Source organism: Mesorhizobium dulcispinae (genome assembly GCF_033977345.1).
Taxonomy (GTDB): domain Bacteria; phylum Pseudomonadota; class Alphaproteobacteria; order Rhizobiales; family Rhizobiaceae; genus Mesorhizobium; species Mesorhizobium dulcispinae.
In genome coordinates, this window is record NZ_JAVIIY010000002.1 from 448,921 (window position 1) to 465,554 (window position 16,634).

At 60.1% G+C, this 16,634-nt stretch carries 24 protein-coding genes and 1 tRNA gene; 19 read left to right on the forward strand and 6 right to left on the reverse strand.

The features are described from left to right. Positions 1 to 78 precede the first annotated feature (78 nt). The 15 genes from RFN30_RS06950 to RFN30_RS07020 all read left to right on the forward strand — a co-directional run bounded on the left by RFN30_RS06950 (position 79) and on the right by RFN30_RS07020 (position 11,461). Positions 79 to 300: a hypothetical protein gene (locus RFN30_RS06950; RefSeq protein WP_320261364.1), complete on the forward strand. Its 222-nt coding sequence runs from the start codon at positions 79 to 81 to the stop codon at positions 298 to 300. Further along, positions 287 to 1,996: a DUF3987 domain-containing protein gene (locus RFN30_RS06955; RefSeq protein WP_320261365.1), complete on the forward strand. Its 1,710-nt coding sequence runs from the start codon at positions 287 to 289 to the stop codon at positions 1,994 to 1,996. Before RFN30_RS06950 ends, RFN30_RS06955 begins: the two co-directional genes overlap by 14 nt. 169 nt (positions 1,997 to 2,165) lie before the next feature. Continuing rightward, positions 2,166 to 3,218 carry a hypothetical protein gene (locus tag RFN30_RS06960; protein WP_320261366.1) on the forward strand — a complete coding sequence of 351 codons (1,053 nt, stop codon included), beginning with the start codon at positions 2,166 to 2,168 and terminating at the stop codon, positions 3,216 to 3,218. A gap of 129 nt (positions 3,219 to 3,347) precedes the next feature. Further along, on the forward strand, positions 3,348 to 3,773 hold the full coding sequence (locus RFN30_RS06965) for a MerR family transcriptional regulator (protein ID WP_320261367.1): 426 nt from the start codon (positions 3,348 to 3,350) through the stop codon (positions 3,771 to 3,773). A 119-nt stretch (positions 3,774 to 3,892) separates the two neighbouring features. After that, positions 3,893 to 4,990, forward strand: a complete 1,098-nt coding sequence (locus RFN30_RS06970) for a phage portal protein (RefSeq protein WP_320261368.1) — start codon at positions 3,893 to 3,895, stop codon at positions 4,988 to 4,990. Continuing rightward, on the forward strand, positions 4,987 to 5,520 hold the full coding sequence (locus RFN30_RS06975) for an HK97 family phage prohead protease (RefSeq protein WP_320261369.1): 534 nt from the start codon (positions 4,987 to 4,989) through the stop codon (positions 5,518 to 5,520). The genes RFN30_RS06970 and RFN30_RS06975 overlap by 4 nt, the downstream gene beginning before the upstream one ends. Positions 5,521 to 5,523: 3 nt before the next feature. After that, a complete protein-coding gene (locus RFN30_RS06980; protein ID WP_320261370.1) occupies positions 5,524 to 6,657 on the forward strand; it encodes a phage major capsid protein in 1,134 nt (377 codons plus the stop codon). A gap of 71 nt (positions 6,658 to 6,728) precedes the next feature. Then, positions 6,729 to 7,112 carry a hypothetical protein gene (locus RFN30_RS06985; protein ID WP_320261371.1) on the forward strand — a complete coding sequence of 128 codons (384 nt, stop codon included), beginning with the start codon at positions 6,729 to 6,731 and terminating at the stop codon, positions 7,110 to 7,112. Positions 7,113 to 7,279: 167 nt separating this feature from the next. Beyond that, positions 7,280 to 7,648 (forward strand): HNH endonuclease, encoded by a 369-nt coding sequence (locus RFN30_RS06990; RefSeq protein ID WP_320261372.1) that lies wholly within the window; start codon positions 7,280 to 7,282, stop codon positions 7,646 to 7,648. A 286-nt stretch (positions 7,649 to 7,934) separates the two neighbouring features. Next, positions 7,935 to 8,129: a hypothetical protein gene (locus RFN30_RS06995; RefSeq protein WP_320261373.1), complete on the forward strand. Its 195-nt coding sequence runs from the start codon at positions 7,935 to 7,937 to the stop codon at positions 8,127 to 8,129. A 127-nt stretch (positions 8,130 to 8,256) separates the two neighbouring features. Then, positions 8,257 to 8,547 carry a head-tail connector protein gene (locus tag RFN30_RS07000; RefSeq protein ID WP_320261374.1) on the forward strand — a complete coding sequence of 97 codons (291 nt, stop codon included), beginning with the start codon at positions 8,257 to 8,259 and terminating at the stop codon, positions 8,545 to 8,547. Further along, positions 8,544 to 8,885, forward strand: coding sequence for a phage head closure protein (locus tag RFN30_RS07005; RefSeq protein WP_320261375.1), 342 nt, complete (start codon positions 8,544 to 8,546; stop codon positions 8,883 to 8,885). Before RFN30_RS07000 ends, RFN30_RS07005 begins: the two co-directional genes overlap by 4 nt. Next, on the forward strand, positions 8,882 to 9,376 hold the full coding sequence (locus RFN30_RS07010) for a CHAT domain-containing protein (protein ID WP_320261376.1): 495 nt from the start codon (positions 8,882 to 8,884) through the stop codon (positions 9,374 to 9,376). Before RFN30_RS07005 ends, RFN30_RS07010 begins: the two co-directional genes overlap by 4 nt. Before the next feature lie 116 nt (positions 9,377 to 9,492). Then, entirely contained in the window at positions 9,493 to 9,789 is a 297-nt protein-coding gene (locus tag RFN30_RS07015; protein ID WP_320261377.1) for a phage terminase small subunit P27 family, read from the forward strand. Further along, positions 9,749 to 11,461: a terminase large subunit gene (locus RFN30_RS07020; RefSeq protein WP_320261378.1), complete on the forward strand. Its 1,713-nt coding sequence runs from the start codon at positions 9,749 to 9,751 to the stop codon at positions 11,459 to 11,461. Before RFN30_RS07015 ends, RFN30_RS07020 begins: the two co-directional genes overlap by 41 nt. A gap of 5 nt (positions 11,462 to 11,466) precedes the next feature. Here RFN30_RS07020 and RFN30_RS07025 read toward each other — a convergent pair whose 3' ends face one another. The 3 genes from RFN30_RS07025 to RFN30_RS07035 all read right to left on the reverse strand — a co-directional run bounded on the left by RFN30_RS07025 (position 11,467) and on the right by RFN30_RS07035 (position 12,865). Further along, complete coding sequence (locus RFN30_RS07025) at positions 11,467 to 12,012, reverse strand: lysozyme inhibitor LprI family protein (RefSeq protein ID WP_320261379.1); 546 nt, start codon at positions 12,010 to 12,012, stop codon at positions 11,467 to 11,469. Positions 12,013 to 12,083: 71 nt separating this feature from the next. Continuing rightward, positions 12,084 to 12,521: a hypothetical protein gene (locus RFN30_RS07030; RefSeq protein ID WP_320261380.1), complete on the reverse strand. Its 438-nt coding sequence runs from the start codon at positions 12,519 to 12,521 to the stop codon at positions 12,084 to 12,086. A 68-nt stretch (positions 12,522 to 12,589) separates the two neighbouring features. Continuing rightward, positions 12,590 to 12,865 (reverse strand): hypothetical protein, encoded by a 276-nt coding sequence (locus RFN30_RS07035; RefSeq protein ID WP_320261381.1) that lies wholly within the window; start codon positions 12,863 to 12,865, stop codon positions 12,590 to 12,592. On the opposite strand from RFN30_RS07035, the gene RFN30_RS07040 reads away from it, so the two are divergent. The 3 genes from RFN30_RS07040 to RFN30_RS07050 all read left to right on the forward strand — a co-directional run bounded on the left by RFN30_RS07040 (position 12,864) and on the right by RFN30_RS07050 (position 14,399). Further along, entirely contained in the window at positions 12,864 to 13,736 is an 873-nt protein-coding gene (locus RFN30_RS07040; RefSeq protein WP_320261382.1) for an ATP-dependent DNA ligase, read from the forward strand. The genes RFN30_RS07035 and RFN30_RS07040 overlap by 2 nt on opposite strands. Before the next feature lie 39 nt (positions 13,737 to 13,775). Next, positions 13,776 to 14,087 carry a hypothetical protein gene (locus RFN30_RS07045; RefSeq protein WP_320261383.1) on the forward strand — a complete coding sequence of 104 codons (312 nt, stop codon included), beginning with the start codon at positions 13,776 to 13,778 and terminating at the stop codon, positions 14,085 to 14,087. Positions 14,088 to 14,192: 105 nt separating this feature from the next. Continuing rightward, positions 14,193 to 14,399 (forward strand): hypothetical protein, encoded by a 207-nt coding sequence (locus RFN30_RS07050; RefSeq protein ID WP_320261384.1) that lies wholly within the window; start codon positions 14,193 to 14,195, stop codon positions 14,397 to 14,399. Between the two features lie 92 nt (positions 14,400 to 14,491). On the opposite strand, the gene RFN30_RS07055 is transcribed toward RFN30_RS07050, so the two are convergent. The 3 genes from RFN30_RS07055 to RFN30_RS07065 all read right to left on the reverse strand — a co-directional run bounded on the left by RFN30_RS07055 (position 14,492) and on the right by RFN30_RS07065 (position 15,535). Continuing rightward, positions 14,492 to 14,568, reverse strand: a tRNA-Pro gene (locus RFN30_RS07055). Positions 14,569 to 14,637: 69 nt separating this feature from the next. Then, positions 14,638 to 15,096: a YbaK/EbsC family protein gene (locus RFN30_RS07060; RefSeq protein ID WP_320261385.1), complete on the reverse strand. Its 459-nt coding sequence runs from the start codon at positions 15,094 to 15,096 to the stop codon at positions 14,638 to 14,640. A gap of 172 nt (positions 15,097 to 15,268) precedes the next feature. Continuing rightward, complete coding sequence (locus RFN30_RS07065) at positions 15,269 to 15,535, reverse strand: helix-turn-helix domain-containing protein (RefSeq protein WP_320261386.1); 267 nt, start codon at positions 15,533 to 15,535, stop codon at positions 15,269 to 15,271. 304 nt (positions 15,536 to 15,839) lie between these two features. Between RFN30_RS07065 and RFN30_RS07070 the strand changes: the two genes are divergently transcribed. Beyond that, positions 15,840 to 16,439, forward strand: coding sequence for a hypothetical protein (locus RFN30_RS07070; protein WP_320261551.1), 600 nt, complete (start codon positions 15,840 to 15,842; stop codon positions 16,437 to 16,439). The last annotated feature ends 195 nt before the right edge of the window (positions 16,440 to 16,634 follow it).

Consider the following 16,634-nt stretch of genomic DNA (forward strand, 5'->3'; position numbering starts at 1 on the left):
CCCGCGGCCACCGTCCGGTCGCAACCCATTGCCGCAGTGCCGCGGGCGGAATTCCACAACATCAAGGGAGGTTTCCTTTTGGAGATCGTAAATCACCGGCCTGCACGGCCGGGCAATAACGTACGCGCGTTTTTTGACGTGCGATTTGATAACGGCATTTTTGTTCGAGACCTTCGGCTCGTCGAAACGCGCAGCGGCCTGCGCGTTTACGGGCCGACAAAGGGAGGCGAGACGATCGTCACCATTCCGCCGGCAGTCGCCGACATCATCGTGGAGGCGGTTGCCCATGAGCGCGCCTGATACACGCCGTGAAAAAAGCCAGGCATTCCTTGAACAACTCTGCGACCGCTACGGCGGCGAGATCGATTACCCGTACCTGAAGGGCTGCGTGGTCGCCGGTCAGTTATGCGACCTCTATATCGCGGCGGCGGGGAATGTCGTCGCTCAGACGAAGGCTGATGGATATTCCTGGCGCGAACTAGCGAAGTTCGTGCGCATGGATTTCGGATTGCCGGATCCTCGTGGGCAGGCGGCGAACCAGAATGGTCCGGTCGATCTATGGGCTAATCGGGCCAGTCCCGCACTGCCGCCTGATCTCTTGCCAGGCCAGATATCGGATTTCGCCGACATCATGGCCGACACCATGGGCGTTGACCCCGGTGGGCTTGCCATGGCCGCGCTGACGGTGTGCGCCGCTGTAGTACCAGACAGCATTAAAATACAGCCAAAGGAACACGATCCGTCATGGGTGGAATCGGCGCGCATCTGGACGGCAGCTATCGGCTTGCCGTCGACAAAGAAGTCGCCACTGATAGCGGCGGCGGCACGTCCGCTTAAGGCGATTGACCGCGGAATGTATCAATCCTTCGTCGAGGCAAAAGAGCGCTACGATGCACTCGACCCGAAGGACCGCAAGACTGCTGATAAGCCGCGCCACGAGCGTCTAAGGCTCGAGGACACCACGACCGAAGCCGCGCAAGATGTTTTGAGAGACAGCCCGGAAGGGCTTCTGCTCATACAGGACGAATTATCGGGATGGTTCGGAGCGATGGACAAGTACGGCGGCGGCGGACGCGGTGCGCAGAAGGACCGCGCTTTTTGGCTCCAGTCGTTCAATGGCGGGAGCTACACGGTCAATCGAGTTGGACGTGGCTCGTCGTTCATTCCGAACCTGTCAGTTTGCCTGCTCGGCGGTATCCAGCCTGAGTTAATCCGATCGATTGCGCGCGATACGCATGACGACGGCCTTCTCCAGCGCTTGTTTCCAATAGTGCTGCGGCCAGCCAAGCTCGGCAAGGACGTGCCACAACCGGATGTAGCAAAAGTCTATGAAGCCTTGGTCTCGAAGTGTCACCAACTGCGCAAACCGCTTCGCGGTGGCATGCAGGACGTGCCGGTTCGCTTTTCCGGCGCGGCCCAGCGCATATGGGGGGATGTAGCTCGCCGCAACTTCGAACTCGCGGCAAGCTGGGAAAGCGTAAACGTCAAGCTTGCCGCGCACATAGGCAAATACGATGGATTGTTCGCGCGGCTTTGCCTTGTGTGGCACTGCATCGAATCTAGCGGTGAACGCCCGGCCAGCATCATCAACGAAGATGTTGCGGCTCGCGTGCGAGATTTCCTGTTCCGATATCTCTATCCGCATGCCGTCGCCTTCTACACTGACGTGATCGGACTGTCGGACAGGCAAGACAAAGTTCTTGCCGTCGCCGGCTGGATACTGGCGCATAGGCCGGCGAGTGTCACCATCCGCGCCGTGCGACGTGGCGACAGGATTATGCGTGGCATGGACAACGACGAGGCGGAAGCTGTCCTGCATCAGCTTGACGCGTTTGGGTGGCTGGACCCCGTGCCGACAATCCGCCGCGACAGCAAGGAATGGCACGTAGACTCAAGGGTTTATGAGTTATTCGACGAGCGAGCCGAAGAAGAAGCCGAACGTCGTTCCACTATCCGCGAAATTATAGCTAGCAACGACGAATTGCGAGCGGCATAAGTTTAGCTGTCACCAACTGTCCCTTGCGTACGCGATTCACAGAGTAAAAGGGGATTTCTCTTTCTATGCGAAATCTACTTTTATGACTCTCGCGCGCAAGGGCCGCTTGGTGACACTTCGCCCCACCATCAGCCGCCAGAGAGCGGCGACCACACGGGAACCATATCTGATGACCTACAATCTTCCGGCCGTTCGCTGGCTGGCCAAGAAAGACCCTGATGCAGCGCTTGCCGTGCTTCAGCGCATTCGAGACACGACATGCACCTTCGGGGCAGAAGTCGAGCCCGGATATCTTGATCCGCGGGACCGCAATGCCGACGACATGGAAACGCACATTGTGCCCGAAGCGCCAATAACCGGCGCCACCATGAGCGAGCCAGCCCAGGACGGGCCAGATGAAGTCCACCCGGAGATGCTGCACGAGATAAAGCCGGACCTGCATGAGATGCTGCGTTCGGCTGGAGGTGTTGCGTGGCCATGGTGTGGCAGACGCGGCAAGCGGCGTGGAAAGGTGCGGTGGGTTGGCGAGCCGTGGGCTTATCTATTCTGCCTGCTACCCCACGGCACAGACCCGCACGTCCTTACGCTAGGCGGTTTGACGTTCTACACGCGGCCTGGCGCACGGCGTAGTGCTGACGGCGGCTTGCTGGTCAGCTACACCGACGCGCATGGCGCGGTGCAGCGGCCATACTACCGCGCCACCAAGCCCCGCGGAGGCAAACGGCCACACAGGACGAAGGAAGCCGCACAGGCCTACCTCGATCTGCCTTGCGCCGTAGCGCCACCCATGGACGCGCAGCCGTATCAGCGGCCGATGTCCGGCGAGCCAGCGCTACCTCCAATGCTCGACCCCACAGTTGCATGCGCGGCGGCCAAGAAAGAACTAGATGCGGCTTATGCCAATACGCCGGTACTACCGCCCGTCACATACTATGAGCCCGGCCTGCCTTGGAAGGGCCTGCGCCTCATTGCCGGCATATCCGGCAGAAGCCAAACGGCATCGGCTGGCGTCATCGGCAAGGTCGAGGAACCGGCGAGGCTCGACGCCAGGACTGAGGACGTTCTGGACGAGGTTGCAGCCCGCGGCACGCTGGCATCGATCGGTGCGCGCCTTGGCTACCGCGGCGGCTCGAGAGATCGTGCGGGCGGCAAGGCGTTGTTGCAGGCTGGTCGCGCTCTTGTGGCTGCTAACGATAATTCCGAAAGAAAAGTCGCAGCATAGGTGCCAAATCTAGCGCGCATGGCGCGTATATAGTGAGGGAATAGTGTTCCCCTTCCTGTGATTTCAAGGCGGCTTCGGCTGCCTTTTCTTTTGCCCAATTTAAATTCTTACAAATCAAAGGAGGCAGCAATGCCTGAAACCTGGCGTATGCGCTGCTTCTCGACAGAAGAGGCAGCGCAGATATCCGGCATGCGCCGCGGCACGCTTGACTTGTGGATTTTCCGCGGCCCGGAAACGCTATTCAGCGCGAAGCGCGGCAGCCGGCGTTACTTCAGCCCGCAGGACATCGCCACCTTGGCCGTGTCGCGTGAGCTTGAACGCGGCGGCGTGGTGATCCTGACCGCGGTCGCTTGCGCGTTCGAGCATCTTCAGGAGCCGCCAGCCGAGAACGCAATCCTGATTGTGCGCAACGGCGCGATATCCGCCAGGACCGGCGAAATCATCAGTCCGGCCGATATCCCGCGCGCGGTCCACCATTCCATCCAACTCATCCCGATCGGCAAGATCGTCGCGGAAATCCGCGCCGCGTGCGCGAAGCTATATGGAGGCGCCTAGTGTGGCCTTTTCGAAGATCCACCACCGCCGTTGAAACCAAATCCGAACTCACCGATCCCACGTCGGACTCTTGGGCCACGCTCGTTAGTTGGTTTATGTCATCGTCAACCGGCGTGACCGTGACGGCAGATGCCGCGATGCGCGTTCCTGCTGTCAACGCGGCCGTAAGCCTGATTGTCACCTCGATCGGCACGCTGCCCGCCAAGGTGTACGAAGCCGGCGCAGCCGGCAAGGAACCGGCACCAACACATCCGGCTTACCCACTCGTGCATGACGACGCGAACGACTGGCAGTCAGCCGGCAAGGTTCGCGAGCTGGTCACAGTCGACGCGGTGCTGCATGGAGACGGCTTTGGCTTCGTCAATAAGATTGGCGACAAGCTGGCCGAAATCACGCATCTGCCGCGGCACGCCATCACCGTCGAATGGCTCGATAGCGGGGAACCTCGTTACAAGGTCGGGCAGACCTATTATGGCCCGGATCGTATTCTCCATATCCAGGCACCATCGCTGGACGGGAAGCGCGGCGTTGGCTTGCTCCATGCGGGCCGTGAGGCGATCGGCCTCTCCATTCTGCTGGAACAGACCAGCGCTCGCCTGATGAAGAACAACAGCCGCCCCGGTGGCGTTCTGTCGTTCGATGGCAAGCTGACTGCGGAAGCCGCAACACGCATAGGTGCTTCGTGGAAGGCAACGCACGGCGGCGACAATTCAGGCGGCGTGGCCATTCTCGACAATTCCGGCAAGTACGCCCCTGTGGCGTTCACGTCGGTTGAAAGCCAGCACGCCGAACAGCGCGCATTTTCCATTGCCGAGGTAGCCAGGCTCACGCGCGTCCCTGTGACGATGCTTCAGGCGCTTGAACGCGGCACGTACAGCAACACCGAGCAGCAGGCGCTTCAGTTCCTGCAGCTTTGCCTGCTGCCGTGGCTGAAGGCTTGGACGGACGCCTATCGGCGCTGCCTCCTGAACAAAGAGGAACGCGGCCGGCTCTCAATCGAGTTCATTGTGGACGACTTGCTCCGGGCAGACACGGCAACGCGCGCGGAAGCTTACGGCAAATTCCGCAGCATGGGCGCCTTCACGGCGAACGACGTCAGGCGGCGCGAAAACATGCCCGCTCTGCCGGATGGAAACACCCTGGCCAGCCCATACACGACGCCAGCATCACCAGCCGCCAATGACAACAAACCCAAACCAAAGGAGGCCGCCGCGTGAGCGTAGCCACCAAGCATGGTCTCATTCTTGAGATCGACACCAAGGCCGTCAGCGAAGACGGCCTTTTTTCTGGCTATGCCTCAACGTTCGACGTTCTGGACAGCCACAAGGAAATCGTCGCCGCAGGCGCTTTCACCAAGAGCTTGGCGTCTCGCCCGGCCAACAAGGTGAAGATGCTTCGCGGCCACGACCAGAGCGAGCCCATCGGCGTTTGGGAATCGCTATCCGAAGACGCCCGAGGGCTGAAGGCAACCGGTCGGCTAATCCTCGATACTGCCAAGGGACGTGAAACTCACGCCCTGCTCAAAGCAGGCGCTCTGGACGGCCTGTCCATCGGCTTCCGAACCATACGGGATCGTCTGGATAAGACCAAGGGCGCTCGCATTCTGGAAGAACTCGACCTCTGGGAAATCTCAGTCGTCACTTTCCCAAGCAACGCTCAATCGACCGTCACCGCGGTCAAAAACACCACTTCATTTTCCGAACTCGTTGCGGCGATCAACTCCGCCCGCACGACGCTGAAAGGCTAATCCATGACTTTCCATTCCACCAATTTCCCCATTCTCGAAACCAAAAACGCTGCTGATGACGTCGATCCCATCATTGAGGTCAAGACCGCGCTCGACGCTCTGACTGCCGACGTGAACAAGAAGACGGCTGGCGTCGACAAGATCACAGAACGCCTGGACGGCATCGAGGCCAAGCTTGCCCGGCCGAATATCCAGACCAAGAAGGATGACGAGCCGTCCGCCGAAACGAAGGCGTTTGCGGACTATCTGCGGATGGCCGATCGTGCGCCGGAACTGAAGACGCTGACGGTTTCCAGCGATCCGCAGGGCGGCTATTTGGCGCCGGCCGAAATGAGCGCGGAGTTCATCCGCAATCTGGTCGAGTTCTCGCCGATTCGCGCGATTGCCAGTGTCCGCACCACGGGCAATGCGTCGGTCCTATACCCGAAGCGCAATACCGTTACGAATGCTTCCTGGCGCGGCGAGACGCAGGCTCAGACTGCCTCCGAGCCGACCTTTGGCCAGCATGAAGTCGTTATTCGCGAGGTTAACACCTACGTCGATATCTCGAATGCGCTGCTTGCGGATTCTGCCGGCCAGGCTGAGGCCGAAGTGCGCCTCGCGCTTGCTGAGGACTTCGGCCAGAAGGAAGGCGCTGCCTTCGTGAACGGTACTGGCGTTCTCGATCCCGAGGGCTTGATGACCAACCCCGATATCGGGGAAACCGTCTCGGGTGGCGCTTCGACGCTGACGGCCGATGGCCTCATTAATGCCATGTACGCCATCCCTGCCGCTTATCGCAACGCTGGCACCTGGCTGATGAACGGCACCAGCTTGGCCGCTGTCAGAAAGATGAAAGACAGCGTCACCGGGGCCTATATCTGGCAGCCGGCCCTTGCGCTCGGCCAGCCGGAAACCCTGCTTGGCCGCCCCGTTGTCGAGGCCGTCGACATGGACGATGTTGGCGCTGGTAACTATCCGGTGCTGTTCGGCGACTTCAGCGGTTATCGCATCGTCGACCGTCTCGCGCTGTCGATCTTGGTCAACCCCTACGTCCAGGCGACCAACGGCATCACCCGCATTCATGCAACCCGTCGTGTAGGCGGTGGCGTGATCCAGCCGGCGAAGTTCCGCAAAATCAAGGTCGCGGCTTCCTAATCAAACGGCGTTGGGCGGTCCTTCGCGGGCCGCCCGTTCCTCATCCATTCTCATAATTTTAGGATTGTCTAATGCGCGATCTCGCGAATAACATTGCCGCCGTGCAGGCCGTGGCGCCCGCCGTTCTCACTGCCACCAACACCTCCGCCGCTATCGACCTTCTCGGCTACAACAGCGCTGCCGTCATCATCAACACGGGTGCGATTGTCGGCGCCGGCAACTTCACACCGAAGCTGCAGGAGTCGGACGCGTCGGGCAGCGGATACACCGACGTTGCCGCCGCAGACCTTGTTGGCACGTTCCCTGCCGCTCTTGCCGCGGCCAGTGTCGTCAAGGTCGGCTACACCGGCAACCGCCGTTATGTGCGCACGGTTCTTACGCTCAACAGCGGCACGTCTATTGCGGCGGGCGCCGTCGTTATCAAGGGCAACGCGGCGTCGAAGCCTTCCGCCTAAAATTCACGGCGGGTGTTTGAACGGTGCTGGCCCGCGCCGTGGAAAGATCGCTGCGGCCCGCCAACCTTACCGCATCGATCACGGCAAGTGGGAGTAGTGACCCCGCGCAGAACTGCGGGCGGATATGCAGGACGCTATCCGCCCGCTTTTTCACACAGGAGATCACCATGCCATTGAAAGGCCCGCGCCTGTGCGCGTGCGGTCGAGTCGTGCCGGCTGGTCAGATGTGCGTGTGCGCTTCGGCGCGCAAGGCGGCAAGCGACGCTGCCCGTCCATCGGCCCGCGCTCGCGGCTATACGTCCAAATGGAGCCGCGAGTCGAAGGCGTTCCTGGCTTCGCTGGGAAGCCCGCTATGCGCCTGTGGCTGCGGCAGACCGGCGAACATGGTCGACCACAAGGTCGCGCCGAAAGGCAACATGACGTTGTTCTGGGACCGCACCAATTGGCAGCCGTACAATTCAACCTGCAACACCCGAAAGGCCATCCGCCACGAAGGCGGATTTGGCAAACCGGTCAATAGAGGAGAGAAAGCATGAGACAGAATGTCAGAGAATGTAATCCCGATCGAGCAATTCGAAGCTGAATACAAATGCGTCTATGACAATGGCAAAGTAGAGTGGCTACCTTGCACTGTCGTTGGTGTCACCTATGTCGACAGATGGTCTGATGGCCAGTTCATTACCATCATCGAAGGCACTGACGGCTTGCTCTATCCGTATAGCTCTGGCGCAGTTCGCAAGCCAGAGACTTACTATCCACGAAGGCCAACCGCATGACGGTCACCGCTCCGATTGGTGGCGCCAACCGTCTCGGGCGCAGCGTGTGCTTCTGACCACTGGGAAGCACGAGATGAAACCAACAATTGCCGAACGCCTTCACGATATCGCCGATCGCCTGGCACGCCTCACGCCATCACACCGCGATCCGCATCGCTATCACGAAGACAAAAGCGAACTGATCGACGCCTTGCGCAGGCTCGCAAGCGAGGCGCCACAGTCGGCCACGCAAGCCCGCTGACGCTCGTTAGGGCCCGGGCGAAGGGTCGGACTTTGGCCAAGGCCGCCGAGACCGGCGTGCCCCCATCGCGCGCGAAAAACCCAAATTGGGCCGTTCACTAAAATTGGACAATGAAAAGGAAACGTCAATGGAATTGATAACACTAGCCGAATTCAAGGAGCACGCCCGCATCGTGGCGACCGACGAGGATTCCGCCATTCAACTGAAGGTCGACGCCGCAAACGCCTACGTTTCGAGCTTCCTGCCGGCGCCGACAGACCCGCCTGCGGCAATTCCTGACGAGGTGCGGCAGGCGACGCTCCAGATCGCCAGCACTTGGTGGGAGACTCGGGAAGATATAGTCCCCGGCCAGATAGCGGAAGTCCCGCTCGATGCCATGGAAATCCTGATCAACCATCGTGAGTGGAGCTTCGGATGACCGCCCGTCCTGGCCAGTTGCGTGAATCGGTAACACTGCAGGATTTCATGACCATCGACGATGGACACGGTAATGAAATTTCTGATTTTTTTGACGTGGCAACGGTCCCGGCACGCATCCAATTCTTGAAGGGTAGCGAGGAAGTCATTGCCGCCCGTTTAACCGGCACCCAGCCGATCGTCATCACCATCCGCAACGGTGGCCCATCCGCAGCCGTTTCAACTGACTGGCGGGTGATCAACGATCGTACCAGTGAAACCTACAATATCCGTTCAATCATCCGGTCAGAGCGCGGCGACTGGATTGAATTACTTGTCGAATCTGGAGTTGCGACATGACCTTGAAAGTTAAGGGACTGCGGTTCTTCGATGAGGATGACGGCCGCAATGGTTTCTTTGTGCTGGCCCACGCTGAAATCGAAGTAGAAGAACTGGAAATGAACTTCTGCGGTGTGACGCTGGCATGGTCAGCAGAACGCGGCTACACGGCCCTTGCGCCGATGGGACGCGACAAGTCTGGCGTTCGATCGGTCGTCTGGAATTCGGACTCTCCGTTCGCCCAATTGGCCGCGAAACGGATGCGTGAAATGTACCGCCGCATGGGCGGCAAGAATCCACCCGCGGCTGACCTTCAACATGCCAAGGAACGCGAAGCTGCCATCGCGAAAGCCAAGTCGGGCGAGATCGAGCACCGCCTTTTTCCTGCGACATTCACCATAAAAGAAAGCATGTCGGTGGCCCGCGAGCCGGAAGCGGACGACGCTGCCGGCCTACACCGGATGCTTGGCGTTGACCCGGTTTCGGAAACGATGGCGAGGGCTGGGCTGTGAGCCATCACACCAGAGGCCGGAAGGCCGACCCGAAGCCGGTTGCCGATGCCGTCCGCAAGGTTCCGAAACCGCCTACGGAAATGAGCGCCGAGGGCAAGGCCGAGTGGAAACGCGTTATGCCTGTGCTCGTGGAAAGGCGCGTCCTATCCCAAGCTGATATCGGCGCCGTCGAGCGCTTCTGTGAGGCTTCCGGCGATATTCGCATTGCGCGGGCCGCCATCGCAGCGGACGGCGCCTATGTCGAGAACCGATTAGGCGAACTGAAGCGCCACCCCGCCTTCGCCACGCTGCGCGAGGCCACGGCCGAAGCCCGCCGCTGGGCTGCTGAGCTTGGGCTTACGCCGGCAAGTCGCAGCCGTGTCGGCTCGTCCGATGATGGAGATGACAGTGCCGGCAGCGCAATGGACCTCTGACCGCAGCGCAAAAGCTGACGTAAAGCGCCTGCAACGGCCGGCGAACGACAATACCGCTTCGCATGGCGGGACATTTCCAACGTGGATCTTTGACGGCAGTGAAATCGCCGACCCGTTTGGCTACGGCCAGCGGGCGGTTGATTTCCTGCGGATGTTGAAGCACCCGAAATCGCGCCTGCCGGATAGGGCCTTCCAGCTTGATCCTTGGCAGGAGCGGATTGTGCGCCGTATTTACGGGCCGCGCGATTCAGACGGCCAACGGCAGGTGCGGACTGTGTTCGCGCTCATTCCCCGCGGCGCCCGGAAAACTGCTCTAGGCGCGGGCTTGGCCTGCCTTCATACGTTCGGCCCCGAGCGCGTGCCGCACGGCCAAGCCGTGTCGGCAGCCGCCGACATGAAGCAGGCGCGGATTGCCTATGACGAAGCTTTCGGCATCGTCCAGGCGGATTCAAGCATTGCGTCACGGCTGAAACTTCGGCCCGGAACATACAAAATCCAGCATCCGCGCAAGGGCGCCACATACGAGGCAATTTCTTCGGATGGCGCGACCCAGCATGGCCGCAGCGTGAATTTTCTTTTGAGTGATGAAATCCACGCCTGGTCTAAGCGCGACCTCTGGGAAGCATTGCGGACCAGCTTGGCCAAGACGCAGGAGTCGCTTCACATCATCACGACGACGGCCGGACGCGGGCAGGAAAACCTGGCGTTCGACACTTATGATTATGCGCGTCGTGTCGCGAAGGGCGAGATTGACGATCCGTCGTTTCTGCCAATCCTGTTTGAACCGTCGCCGGATGCCGACTGGCGCGACGAGGCCATGTGGCATTTTGTTAATCCCGGCTTGTCGCTCGGGTATCCCGACCTGAAGGGCCTACGAGCAATGGCGCGGGAGGCCGAAAATCGGCCCGCCGAACGGGAAGCTTTCAAGCAGTATCATTGCAATTTCTGGCTGGACCATAGCGCCGCTCCATTCGTTGACATGGCCGTTTATGACGAAGGCGCGGAGCCGGTCGACCTTACCGAACTTGAGGGCGAGCCTTGTTGGCTGGGCTGCGATCTTTCGTCATCCGGCGATTTGACGGTAATCGTCGCGGCATTCCGCGTTGGCGACGGCTATGTGGTTGTGCCATGGTTTTTTTGCCCGAAGGAAAATCTTCGTCAGCGGCAGGAAGCTTCCGGGGCGCCTTATGTGCGCTGGGCAGACGAGGGACTGATAACGGCCACGCCTGGCAACGTGGTCGACTTCCGGGCGGTCGAGGGGAAGATTCGCGAACTATGCGACCAGTTCGACGTGCGGGAAATTGCGTTCGACCCGGCATTGGCCCGCAACACTCTCAACAACCTCTTGGAAGACGGCTATCCGGCCGTGGAACATCGGCAGGGTAGCTTGTCGATGATGCCTGCGATTCACGAATTGGAGCGCGCGATCGTTGCCAGGCGGTTCCGACATAGCGGGCACGAAATCCTGCGTTTCTGCTTCTCCAACGTGGAGGTCGAGACGAACAGCCACGGCCACAAGGTGAGGCTGCACAAGGGCAAGCGGCATCTATCTATTGATGGCGCAATCGCCGCGGCAATGGCCGTGAATCGTGCGGCTGCAGGCGGCTCGGCCGAGAGTGGAAGCCTGTACGACGATCCGGCTTGGGAGACGGCGCTGGCGGCGTTTGGGTAGCGCGATCAGTTCAGCCGTTTGTAAGCCTCGATTTGTTTCTCGTAGCAGTATTTGACCATGCGATAGTCGTACCCAGCGGGTTTTCGCCATTCGTTAGCGCACTTGCCTAGAATTTCACGCTCAACGGGAGTCGCTGAGTCTGCCACCGGCTTCATCGCTTGCAATGCTTCGACCTGTTGGTTGATGCAGTACTCTTGCATGCTGTAATCGCCTTGCCATTCCGCCGCGCAGTTGGCGCGGATTTCTGACAAGGTGGAATCCGTCTTCGCGGGCTCGGGCTCGGGTTTCGGCAGTTGAGCGCCAAGCACGCCAAAATCAAGAACGGCCTGCGTCTGTGCATTGGCGATGCAGTCAATGTCGGCACCGCAGGCCGCTCTAGTTTTGAGGAAGGAACGTGCCGCAGCTAATGCGGCCTTCCGGTTCTTGGCCTTGGCTTGGTTGAAAGCGTTCGTAGTTAGCTGGTCGTTTTTGGCAAGTTGCTCGTTGCCGCAAATGGCCTTTTCATCCGCTTTAGTTGCCCCGTGGCAATCAAAACTCGGGGACGTAGCCAAGGCGGGTCCTGCGCTAATCAACAGAACGCCAGCGGTCTTAAGCACGAGTAGTTTGGCGGGATGTGTGGGCATCATAGTACGCCGTATTGCTTGCACGTTGCCATGACTGCGTAGGTTTCGGAATCGGTCCCACCGATTCCGCTCACCGCAAAGACTCGGAGAACCTTGTCGCCAGCCTTTAGGTGCGTCAGCATGCCCATAAACGGCTCATCACCCGTATAGCCGCCAAAGCTATTCTTCGCGTTGACTGTGCCACAAACCCACGAATGATCATCACCTTCCTGCGCCGCGGCCATAGCACCAAACCTGGCACTATCGGGATCCTTCAATCTCTCTCGAACACCTTTCTGAATCACCGCGACTTCTTCGGCGGTGAGTTGTCTTTTGACCGTCTGCTTGACGGTTGGCTGAACGGTTGGTTGAGGAGAATAAGTTGATGGTGGCGGTGTCTGACATCCCACAAACATCGCCCCGCAAAATGCGAGCGCAGAAATTGTTCTGAACTTCATGATTTCCCCCCTTGCCCAGCGCTATGTTGAGGGCGGGTGGGGTAGGGAGTCAATTGGCTTACTGCGCTTCAATCGGCTCCGGCCAATTTCTCAACCGTGGCAATGATGGCTTTCGCAAGCGCTTCCGCCTCACCAAGCAGGGTCGGCCCAAAGGTGGCGTTCACGGCTTCTTCGCTTGGCAGCACTCCGGGCGGGCAATGTTCCTCGATAGTCATCCTGATCAACTGGAGCGCGGCACGACAGTCCGGATCGTTCTTCATAACCGCTCCTACATACAATTTTGCTAAAATATGCGGAACTGGATTGCCGCGCTCGGCTTGAATCGCGGTTGGGGTTTTGTGCATGCGTAACGCCAAAGAGCAGCTGAAGTTCATCAAGCCGATGGAGCCCGAGCTGGTTGAGCAGCCGCCCAAGAGCGACGGATGGAGCCACGAGGTCAAGTTCGACGGCTATCGAACGCAGGTGATCAAAGATGCTGACGGCATTCGCCTTTACACCAAGACGGGGATCGACTGGACGTCGAAATACCAGCCGCTTGCCGCCGAGGCGAAGAAGCTCGAGGCCGAAAGCTTCATCATCGAAGGCGAGATGATTGTCACCAACGAGGCCGGGCTGTCGGACTTCCATTCGCTGCGCTCGACCATCACGAGGCGACCACAAGACCTTTATCTGGTCGCTTTCGACCTCCTGCACCTCAATGGCCACGATCTTCGCGACATGGCGCTGAAGGACCGGCGCGACATCCTCCAGGCGCTGATCCCCGCCAGCGGCCGCGTTCAGTTCAGCGAGGCTCTGCCGGGCACAGGCGACGCTGTATACCATCTTGCCTGCGAAGCGAACCTTGAAGGCATCGTTTCGAAGCGGTTGGACAGCGTCTACCGCAGCGGCTCAACGATGAACTGGCGAAAAATCAAGTGCTACGTCGAAAAGGAAATGGACATCATTGGGGTCAAACGGGAAACCGGCAAACCGGCGATGGTGCTAATGGCGGACAAGGGCCGTTACATGGGTGGCGCCTTTGTCACCTTCAAAGCCGACAAGCGGCAGGCCCTGTGGGACCGCGTGCAGGGCAAGGCTGGCGCTCCTCCACCAAAGGGACTGGCGAAGGAGAAGGCCGAATGGTTGCGGCCAGGCTTGATCGGCCGCGTGAAGTTTCTGAAAGGCGAGGAAAAGCTTCGCCACGCCTCGCTGAAGGACTTTTGGGAGCGGGATTGAGGGCTTGACGGAACAGGAAAATGTTCCTCTTCTGTTCTCATGCCCGAGACCTATGCCCCGAAGCGGAAGGACTTCCCGCTATCGAACCTCAATGACAGCATGCGCCTAGTTCGCGTGCGCTGCGCCTACTGCAAGCGCCAGCATTGCTATTTCCCGTCCGACCTTATCCAGATTTTCGGCGACGTTGACGTCGATTCGCTTGCCTACCGTATGAAATGCGAGAGCGACCCCGCCCACGGCTTGCTCAACGTCGAGGCTTTCTGGCCGACAGGCGAGGAAGCCGTCAACCTGCGTATCCGCCGATTGGTCGCGATCAAGATTCAGCGCATTCCTGTTTGGCGGGAGGAATAGCCGTAATGCTCTACCGCTTTCTCAATCGGCAAAATACGACAAACGCGATTGGCACCAACGCTCACTCAGGTTACGGATGCATTGATTAAGCAGAGGCACCCCGTCATGAGATATTCCGTACTGGTCGACGGCAAGCCGGTTCCCGATCTGAAATTTCTTCGCGTGTTAGCGGACGCGAAGTTGCGCGGCGAAAAGATCGCAGCGGAAAACGTTGCAGCCGAGGTTCAGATCGAGGGCTACCCGGAGCAACCCGGAATAATGCTGACTTGGCGCTTGGACCGAGAAGTGAACGCCTGGGTCGAAACCCGCTGAAAGCCACTCGTTTGTAGCCAAGTCTCTGGCTACAAACTGGCTACAAAATTTATAGCCACCTCTGGGGGAAATGACTAAGGCTCTGATTTTATTGGTCGGAGTGGCCGGATTCGAACCGACGACCCCTTGACCCCCAGTCAAGTGCGCTACCGGGCTGCGCTACACTCCGGACCGGCTGGCGATGTATCTTGATAACCCTGTGCGGGTCAACCGAATTCGGTGCCTCCTTCAGCAATCCCTACTGGCAAACATCGACCCATACGGCGCCGACCAGATCGGCCATGCGTTGCGGCGCGATCCGCACTGCGGCATTGGTGGCGCCCGCAGCAGGAACAACCTCGTCGAAAGCTCTGAGCGTCACGTCGCAGTAGACCGGCAGAGGCGCCGGCAGGCCGAACGGGCAGACACCGCCCGGCGGATGGCTGGTCGCCGCCAGCACCTGCTCGCCGTCGAGCATGCGCGGCTTGCCGCCGAGCGTGTCCTTGCACTTGCGGTTGTCGAGCCTGGCGGTGCCGCTGGTCACGACCAGCATGGTCTCTTCGCCGACGCGCAGGCAGATGGTCTTGGCGATCTGGGCCGGCATCACACCATGGGCGTCGGCCGCCAGAGCCACGGTCGCCGAGCTCGCTTCGGTGACCAGGACCTCGATGTCGGGCGCATGTTCGGCAAAGAAGGCGCGGACCGATTCCAAGCTCATAAGCGACCTCTCGTCAGATATGTCGGCCGGCGCCATCCGAATCGCGGCACCGGTCGGGATTGGCACATGCCGCCTCGGCTGTTGGCAAGAGCCAGGGACCTTGCACGGAAGGCGCAAAAAACCCGCCAGGACTGGGCCGTGGCGGGCTTTTCACGCGGACGCTTCGGCGTCTCTATTGCTGTGTGGGCCGATTCTCTTCGGTCGGCACTCTGATCAATTCCTCTTCCGGTACCTGCAGCGCGGAAGCGATTCGCCTAAGCTTGGCGGGATCGGCGTCCTTGCCGTCCTCGATGTCGACGATCTCGCCTACGGCCAAGCCGCAGGTCAAGGAGAGCTCATCGATCGTATATCCCCTCGTTTCGCGCGCGGCTTTCAGCGGATTGAGGCCGGACGCGGCAATGATGTTGTTGGAAACAGCGTTCCTTGCGGTGTTGGGCATGGCAACTCCTTGGGATGAAACAAGACAGATGAAATGTGGCGTTGCCTGAGACGGGCGGGAGAATGGCCGTTAACAGGTGATTTGCCAAGAGGGACCGTTGCGGCCGTCACGCCATCGTGAACCGGTCCTGTCGACCGGGGCCGAGCCGCAGGCCACCAACATGTAAGGTGGCGCAACGCCCAATCAAGTTCTTTTGAAGCGCTGGAGGCCGGACCCGCCGGCATTTTGCCCGCCCCAATTCGTTAGAGTTCTGTCGCTGGTCGACGGCGGGCGGCGTCAAAACCCTTTGGAAGGATCGGATGCCATGAAACTGAAATTGTTCGCGATCGTGCTCGCCTCGGTCTCAAGCCTCGCGGGCGCGGCGCATGCGGACACCGTGCGCGTGCGCGGCACGGTGGTCGACCTCGCCGGAACGGCGCTGACAGTGAAAGCCCGGGACGGCAAGACCGATACGGTCACCCTTTCCCCCGGCTGGATGATCTCCGGCGTCGCCAAGGCATCGGCCGCCGATATCAAACAGGGCGATTTCCTCGGCATCGCATCGGTTTCCAAGGCCGATGGCGGCAGCGGCGCGCTGGAGGTCGTGATCTTTCCGGCGGCGCTGAAGGGAACGGGAGAAGGCGACCGTGCCTGGGACTTGCAACCCAACAGCCGGATGACCAACGGCACTGTCGCCGACGTGACCCAGGTCAGCGGCCGGACAGTGACACTCACCTATGGCAACGGCCAGAAGAAGCAGATCGCCATCCCGCAATCGACACCGATCGTGAAATTCGCGACCGCCAAACCGGCGGACCTCAAGCCGGGTATGGCGGTGTTCGTCAGCGCCGAGCGCGGCAGCAACGGCAAGCTCGTTTCACGCCGGGTGGTGGTCGGGAACCACGGCATCGCTCCGCCGATGTGAGGCGCGAGGCCGGCGCGCCGGCTCCAAAAATCATGATGCTGAAGCGCCCTTTGCGCGTCCGAAAGGGCGCGCGGCGCGACTGAACGAGGCTAAAAGCGGATTCCATCCCGATGAAGTCGGGAGAAAGCTTTCCGAAAACCCGATTCCCCTATTCGGGGCCACGTCGTAGTGGCACGGAAATGGCGGCTGGCTCGA